Below are 6,775 nucleotides of genomic sequence, written 5' to 3'. Positions count from 1 at the left end.
CGGCGCGCTCGGCGGCGGCCTTTCCGGCGCTCGCCGCCTGGGTCAGCGCTCCGCCGACGTTTCCGAGCCGTCCCTTGATGCCCATCAGTCCCCCTGGTGGTGCGGCGCCCGTCCGTCCGGCGCCTTGGTTCAGCCCGCAACTGTAATGGCGATCATGGGCGGGGCGGCCCGTACCCCTGGTGACACCCCGGGGGCGAGCGGAGGATCAGTCCGGGACCCGGATGATGGGGAAGCTCCCCGTGCTCGTCGGGGACGACTCCGGCAGCCACAGCACGGCGATGGCCCCGCCGCCGCCCTCCGCCTCCGGGTCCGCGTTGCGGAAGGTGAGGCGGGCGCCCAGCACCCGGGCCTGGCCCGCGGCGATCGTCAGGCCCAGGCCGTGGCCCTTGCCGGCCCGGTCCTCGCTGCCGGTGCGGAACCGGCTGGGGCCCTCCCGCAGCAGGTCCTCGGGGAAGCCCGGACCGTGGTCGCGCACCCGCAGCACCCGGCCCTCGACGGTGACCTCGACGGGCCCCCGGCCGTGCTTGGCCGCGTTGGCGAGCAGGTTGCCGAGGATGCGCTCCAGCCGCCGGGGGTCGGTGTTGACGTAGGCGTGCCGGACGACGTCCACCCGGGCGTCGGGCGAGAAGGAGCGCACCCGGCGCACCACGAACTCGGCGAGTTCGATCTCCTGCATCTCGGCCCGCTCGGCGAACCCGTCCAGCCGGGCCACCTCCAGCACGTCCTCGACCAGGGTCCGCATGGCCTGGGCGCGGTCCCTGACCAGCTCGGTGGGGCGGCCCGGGGGCAGCAGTTCGGCGGCGGTCAGCAGGCCGGTGACCGGGGTGCGCAGCTCGTGGGCGATGTCGGCGGTGACCCGCCGTTCCGCCTCCAGCCGGTCCTGGAGGGCCTGCGCCATGCCGTCCACGGCCCGGGCGAGGTCGTCCGTCTCGTCGCGCACCCGGCCGCCGATGGCCTCCCGCACGCGGACGTCGCGGTCGCCGTCGGCGAGCTTGCGGGCGGCGGCGGACGCCTTGCGGAGCCGGCGGGAGAGCTGGCCGCCGATGAGGATGCCCAGCGCGCAGCCGCCCAAGACGACGGAGACCGAGCCGATGATCAGGGCCCGGTCCATCTCGTCGAGGATCTTCAGCCGGTCCTGGAACGGCTGGTGCATCGAGAGGATCTTGCCGTTGGCCAGCGGGACCGACGCCCAGACCTGCGGGGCGGAGCTGCCGTTGTCCTGGACGAAGGTGGCGCGCTGCCCGAGGGCCGCGGCCTCCTTCAGCTGCTCGGGCAGCGCCGGGTCGTCCACCTTGGCGTGCAGCGTCATCCGGCCCTGGCTGGTCCGGTAGTAGCGCTCGGCCAGCTGGATGCGCTGGTCCATCACGTCCCGGCTGCTGTTGATCATGGAGGCGCGGGCGGCGTTGTGCACGACCAGGCTGAGCGCGACCGCGATCAGGGCGCCGACGCCGGCGATGGCGAGGCTGACCTTCCAGCGCAGTCCGCTGCGGAGGGTGAGGTTCACCATGGCGCGCGGGGCTCCTCGGAGTCCGCGTCCACGCGGAGGGGTGCGACCTGGTGGGGGCGGGTCACGAAAGCTCAGCCTCTGAGTTTGTAGCCGAAACCGCGGACGGTCTCGATGCGGTCCTGTCCGATCTTGCCCCGCAGCCGCTGCACATGGACGTCCACGACGCGCGTGTCTCCGCCCCAGCCGTAGTCCCAGACGCGCTCCAGCAGCCGGTCCCGGGACAGCACGGTGCCCGGCGCCGACGAGAACTCCAGCAGCAGCCGCATCTCGGTCGGCGTCAGGGCGACGGGCGCGCCGCCCTTGCGGACCTCCATGCCCTCCGTGTCGACCTCCAGGTCGCCGAAGCGCAGCAGGCCGCCGCCCTCGATGCCGCCGTGGTCGTCCGCGCCGGAGGCCCCCGCCGCGCCGCTGGCGTGCCCGAAGCGGCGCAGCACCGCGCGTATCCGGGCGACCAGCACGGCGCCGTCGAACGGCTTGGTCACGTAGTCGTCCGCGCCGGCCTCCAGGCCGAGGACGACGTCGATGGAGTCGGCGCGGGCCGACAGCATGATCACCGGGACCGTGGACTCGTCGCGGATGCGCCGGCAGAGGCTGACGCCGTCCAGGCCGGGGACCATCACGTCGAGCAGGGCGATGTCCGGGTGCCGCTCGCGGAACCGCTCCAGGCCCTGCAGGCCGTCCGGAACGGCGGTGACGACGAAGCCGTCCCGCTCGAGGGCCAGCTGCGTCGCTTCCCGGATCACATCGTCGTCCTCGACGAAGAGCACATGCGTATCGGCCACGCCGCTCCCAGCCCTCCTAGCCCGAATTCTCGCTCTTGTCCGTGCCGCCGACCTTGCTGAAGTCGGTGTGCGTGCGCCCGGTCTCCCGGAACTTGCCGTCCGACCAGTGGTACGTCACCTCGTCCTCGCCCGAGGGGCCGGAGACGGCCGGGTCGGCCGACCCGTAGATCTGCGAGGTGATCAGCAGGTCCCCGCGGTCGATGTCGGCGTAGACGGGCGACTGCTCGGACGAGAACACATTCTCGTACGAGTCACCCTTGGCACGGTACACATACGAACCGATGCCGATGGCGTCACCGCAGGTCAGGATGTTCACGATGACGTCGTCGCGGGAGCCGCCGGTCAGCTGTCCGTAGATCACGTCGACCGGGTACTGGTTCTTCACGCACGGCTTGAAGTTCTTCTTGACCGCGTCGCTGATCTTCGGGTCCGACTTGATCAGCGCCGCGGCGTCGACCTTCCGCCGGGTGGGGGGCGTGGACGGCGTCGCCGTGCGCTGGTCCGCCTTCGCCGCCGACTGCGGCTGGGCGGGGCCCTCCTTGCGTACGCCCTCGCTGCTGGTGTTGCAGCCCACGAGCAGCAGGCCGGCGACCGCGGCGAACGCCGTGACCGTCCCGCCGGCGATCAGGGCGGGACGGACGGGTCGTGTGGGTCGTGTGGGTCGCACGGGATATGCGGCCGGGTCGGTCCGGCCGCGCTCCTCGCCTGTCGGCTTTCTCAGGCCGCGCACCGTTCCTGCCCCCGCTCGTGACGATCGAGGGCGTGGAAGTCCAGGTCCCGGTTCTCCAGCTCCTGGCGCAGCCGCGCCAGGGCCCGGTGCAGGGTGCTCTTGACGGTGCCGGTCGACATGCCGAGCGCCTCCGCCGTCTCCTCGGTGCTCATCTGCTCCCAGTGTCGCAGCACGACGACGCTGCGCTGCTTGGGCGCGAGGACACCGAGGACGTCCATCAGCAGCGCGCGGTCGGCGTGCTGCTCGGTCCCGTCCTCGACGCTGGCGTCGGGAAGCTGCTCGGTGGGCACCTCGTCGAGCTTACGGGCCCGCCACCACTCCGTACGAGTGTTGATCATGACGCGGCGGAGGTAGGCGTCGGCGAGCGACTTGTCGGCTATGCCGTCCCAGCGGCCGTAGGTGCGGACCAGAGCGGTCTGGAGCAGGTCCTGAGCGTCGATGGGGTCCGGGACGAGTCGCCGCGCACTCCGCAGGAGAGCGTCCTGACGGTTGCGAACGTACTCCTCGAAGTCCAGAACCTTGCCGCTGCTGGCCATACTCGCAGCCTCCATTCCGCTTGCGTCCCCGTGCCTGCCGATGCGCGCCGGACGGTTCTCCAGCACGGAGAGGACGCTACGGAGGAGCTGTTGCGACGTGATGTGCGGCAGCACTGCGGCTGGTGCACAGCTGTCCATAGGTTGTGTAACAGCTGGGGAGTAAGGGCGGCTCTGTCCGATTCAGGACCCGGGACGGAGGGGGTGCCGCTACGTGAGCGGCAGCCGGTACGTCCCGTCCTCCAGCGGTTCCACGAGCCCGTCCGCCACCAGCCCGTCGAGGGCCCGGGCCCGCTGCACGGGCTCGTCCCAGACGGCGTCCAGCGCCTCCTGCGGCACCGGCGCCACCGCCTCCCGCAGCACCGCCAGCAGCTTGCCGCGGACCTGGCGGTCGGTGCCCGCGTAGGTCTGGCCACGGCGCGGCGGACCGTCGTGCTCGGGGGAGCCGGCGGCGCGCCAGGCGCAGCGGGCGGCGATCGGGCAGCGGCCGCAGACCGGCGTGCGGGCCGTGCACACCAGCGCGCCCAGCTCCATGGACGCCGCCGCCCAGCGGGCGGCCACCGCCTCCTCGCCCGGCAGCAGCTCCTTGGCCAGCCGGCGCTCGGCCGCGGTGGTGGCGTTCGGCGGGTACTGGACGCCGGAGACGGCCCGGGCGAGGACCCGGCGCACGTTGGTGTCCAGGACCGCGTGGCGCTGCCCGTACGCGAAGGACGCCACCGCGGCGGCCGTGTACTCGCCGACGCCGGGCAGCGCCAGCAGCTCGGCGTGGTCGTCCGGCACCGCGCCGCCGTGCCGCTCGGTGATCGCGGTCGCCGCGGCGTGCAGCCGCAGCGCGCGGCGCGGGTAGCCGAGCCGGCCCCAGGCGCGGACGGCCTCGCCCGGCGGCTCGGCGGCCAGGTCGGCGGGGCGCGGCCAGCGGGCGAGCCACTCCTCGTACACGGGCAGGACGCGGCTGACGGGCGTCTGCTGGAGCATGAACTCGCTGACCATCACGCCCCAGGGGCCGGCTTCCGGGCGCCGCCAGGGCAGGTCCCGGGCGTTGGCCTCGAACCAGGCGATCACCGGGAGGTGCAGGGCGGTCTCGGCGCCGGAGCGCGGGGAGGGCAGGGAAGGAGTCGTAGTCATCGCGTGACCGATGGTGGCACGGGGGCGCGCGGGGTGGGAAAACACCGACCTCAGGGGCTCGGCTTCAGGGGTTCGGCTTCGGGGGTTCGGCTTCGGGGGCTCGACGGCGTGGGGCGGGGGATGTCGCGGACGGGCGCGGGGGGCGCGCACGCGGGCGCGAGGGGCGCTGCCGCGCGGCGCCGCGGTCTCGTACGGGTGATCCCGGACGCCGGGCGGCCCCTCCGCCCGTCCGCCCGCCGACCATGGAGCCGTGGAAGGCCGCCGTGAAGCCCCGCCCCTGGTCCGCTGCCGCGCGTGCGCGAATCCGCTGTGGTGGGACATGACGCCCGTCCCCGGCCTCGCGCCGGGCTGGTACTGCTCCGCCTGCAAGCACCCGCCGGAGCGCTACCGCAACACGGCCGCCGCCGCCCCGCTCTGCCCGGAGGGCTGCCCGAGCGCGATCGTCGAGACGACGGCGAACGGGAGCCGCCGCTTCATCTGCCACCGGTCGTGACCGGCATCACGGGGAACCGCTCCAGGACGGTCCGCAACGGCGGGTGACCGGACCCGGATTGGTCCGCTCCCGGCGGCGGGGGTGGAATGGGTCCATGACGGAGACGCAGACCGGCCCGGTCGCGGGGCCGCCGCCGGAGATCCGCGCGGCCCTCGGCGCGCACACCACGCTCACCCTCGCCTACGGCGACGACGAGGGGCCGCAGGCGTGCGCGGTGCTCTACGCGGTGCGCAACGGGCCGCCGTACGCGCCCGGTTCGCCCGGGGGGCGGGGTGAGGGCGAGGAGGGTGAGGGGAACGACGGCGGGATCTCCCTCGTCTTCGTCACCTCCACCACCACGCGTCACGGCCGTTTCCTCGCGTCCGGGAACGTCCGCGTCGCCTTCACCGCGCAGCGCGACGGCCAGGAATGGACCGCCCTCACCGGGGTCCAGGGGCGCGGCACCTGCCACCTCCTGGACGGCGCGGACCGCGCGGCGGCCTGGGACGCCTACCGCACCCGCTTTCCCTACGTGGAGCGTTCGGAGCGGCTGCGCCGGGCGCTGGACCGCACCGAGTTCTGGGAGCTGCGCCCCGACTGGCTCCGACTCGTCGACAACGGACGGGGGTTCGGGCATCGGACGGAGTGGCGCCGGTAGGGCGGCCGGTGCTGAGGGGGCGTGAGATTTGCTCTGCCAAACGGCATGGAGACGGGTCCCACCGGGCAGATGATGAGAAAAGTAGGCACTCATACGGCGGGTACGGGGTGGAGCCCGGCCGGATCTCTCGTAGAGTTTTCGCGTGGGATCACTGCGCAATCCGATCGGGCCGCTTCCCTCCTCCATCTACTGGCGACGGAGGGGAGTTGCGCTTGCCGTGCTCGGCGTCCTCGCCCTCCTGGTGGTGTGGCTGCTCACGCTCGGCGGTGAGGACGGGTCGTCCGACGGCAAGAACGGCGCGTCCAAGGGCGGCGGGGACTCCGGCGGTGCCACCATCACCCCCGGTCCGACCCCGTCCGGGCCGCACTACAGCCAACGGCCCGGCGGTCGTGACGAGTCGAGCGGCGCCGGCGGCACGGGCAGCGGGAGCGGCGGCAGCGGCAGCGGTGGCTCCGGGCAGGGCGGCGGCAGCGTCGGCGGCCTCGGGACCGTCGGCGGCGGCGGCGGGTCCGGCTCCGGTACGGGCGGCGGCGCCGGTTCCGCGGGTGGTGCGGGCGGTGCCGGTGGGTCCGGTGGTACGGGCGGTGGCTCCGGTGCCGGGCCGGGCGCGGGCGTGCTGGGGGCCGGTGACGCCAAGGTGCTGGCCAAGGGGTCCTCGGTGCCTGACTGCACGTCAGGCTCGTTCCAGGTGACGGTGCGCAGCGTCAAGGGCGCCTACGGGCCCGGCGAGCGGCCCAAGTTCGAGATCGTGCTCAAGAACACGGGCGGTGGCGCCTGCAAGGTCGACATCGGTTCGCCGACCGCCGTCCTCAAGATCACCGACCCGGCCGGGACGCAGCACGTGTGGGCGTCCGACGACTGCCCGCGCGGCCGCGGCGAGGTGCTGGTGGAGGTGCCGGGCTCGGGCGAGACCAAGCGCACCCTGGAGTGGGACCGCAGGCGCAGCGCCCCGCAGTGCGCCGTCCCGA

General features: G+C 73.8%; 8 protein-coding genes. 3 read left to right on the top strand and 5 right to left on the bottom strand.

The window, feature by feature from the left end; genetic code table 11:
• Nucleotides 1-205: 205 nt before the first annotated feature.
• From cseC to JNW98_RS28275, 5 genes are all read right to left on the bottom strand, one after another.
• Nucleotides 206-1,507, bottom strand: a complete 1,302-nt coding sequence (gene cseC, locus JNW98_RS28295; RefSeq protein WP_223771152.1) for a two-component system sensor histidine kinase CseC — start codon at nt 1,505-1,507, stop codon at nt 206-208.
• A gap of 71 nt (nt 1,508-1,578) precedes the next feature.
• Complete coding sequence (gene cseB, locus JNW98_RS28290) at nt 1,579-2,289, bottom strand: two-component system response regulator CseB (RefSeq protein ID WP_223771151.1); 711 nt, start codon at nt 2,287-2,289, stop codon at nt 1,579-1,581.
• Between the two features lie 16 nt (nt 2,290-2,305).
• Nucleotides 2,306-2,956, bottom strand: a complete 651-nt coding sequence (locus JNW98_RS28285) for a hypothetical protein (protein WP_223771150.1) — start codon at nt 2,954-2,956, stop codon at nt 2,306-2,308.
• A gap of 50 nt (nt 2,957-3,006) precedes the next feature.
• Nucleotides 3,007-3,555: a SigE family RNA polymerase sigma factor gene (locus JNW98_RS28280; protein ID WP_004949546.1), complete on the bottom strand. Its 549-nt coding sequence runs from the start codon at nt 3,553-3,555 to the stop codon at nt 3,007-3,009.
• A 207-nt stretch (nt 3,556-3,762) separates the two neighbouring features.
• Entirely contained in the window at nt 3,763-4,677 is a 915-nt protein-coding gene (locus JNW98_RS28275) for an iron-sulfur binding domain-containing protein (protein WP_223771149.1), read from the bottom strand.
• A gap of 250 nt (nt 4,678-4,927) precedes the next feature.
• Here JNW98_RS28275 and JNW98_RS28270 point away from each other — a divergent pair, with 250 nt between their 5' ends.
• The 3 genes from JNW98_RS28270 to JNW98_RS28260 form a co-directional block, all read left to right on the top strand.
• A complete protein-coding gene (locus JNW98_RS28270; RefSeq protein WP_223771148.1) occupies nt 4,928-5,170 on the top strand; it encodes a hypothetical protein in 243 nt (80 codons plus the stop codon).
• 94 nt (nt 5,171-5,264) lie between these two features.
• Nucleotides 5,265-5,807 (top strand): pyridoxamine 5'-phosphate oxidase, encoded by a 543-nt coding sequence (locus JNW98_RS28265; protein ID WP_223771147.1) that lies wholly within the window; start codon nt 5,265-5,267, stop codon nt 5,805-5,807.
• 217 nt (nt 5,808-6,024) lie between these two features.
• A partial coding sequence (locus JNW98_RS28260) for a hypothetical protein (RefSeq protein WP_223771146.1) occupies nt 6,025-6,775 on the top strand: 751 nt, incomplete at its 3' end.

The organism is Streptomyces huiliensis, assembly GCF_020037025.1.
In the GTDB taxonomy this organism is placed as follows: domain Bacteria; phylum Actinomycetota; class Actinomycetes; order Streptomycetales; family Streptomycetaceae; genus Streptomyces; species Streptomyces huiliensis.
This window is presented reverse-complemented; position numbering and strand designations above follow the sequence as displayed.

Bases quoted from the DNA above. Each gene is read 5' to 3' on its own strand.
- JNW98_RS28275 (WP_223771149.1), bottom strand. From the start codon at position 4,677: ATGACTACGACTCCTTCCCTGCCCTCCCCGCGCTCCGGCGCCGAGACC.
- cseC (WP_223771152.1), bottom strand. From the start codon at position 1,507: ATGGTGAACCTCACCCTCCGCAGCGGACTGCGCTGGAAGGTCAGCCTC.
- JNW98_RS28280 (WP_004949546.1), bottom strand. From the start codon at position 3,555: ATGGCCAGCAGCGGCAAGGTTCTGGACTTCGAGGAGTACGTTCGCAAC.
- JNW98_RS28265 (WP_223771147.1), top strand. From the start codon at position 5,265: ATGACGGAGACGCAGACCGGCCCGGTCGCGGGGCCGCCGCCGGAGATC.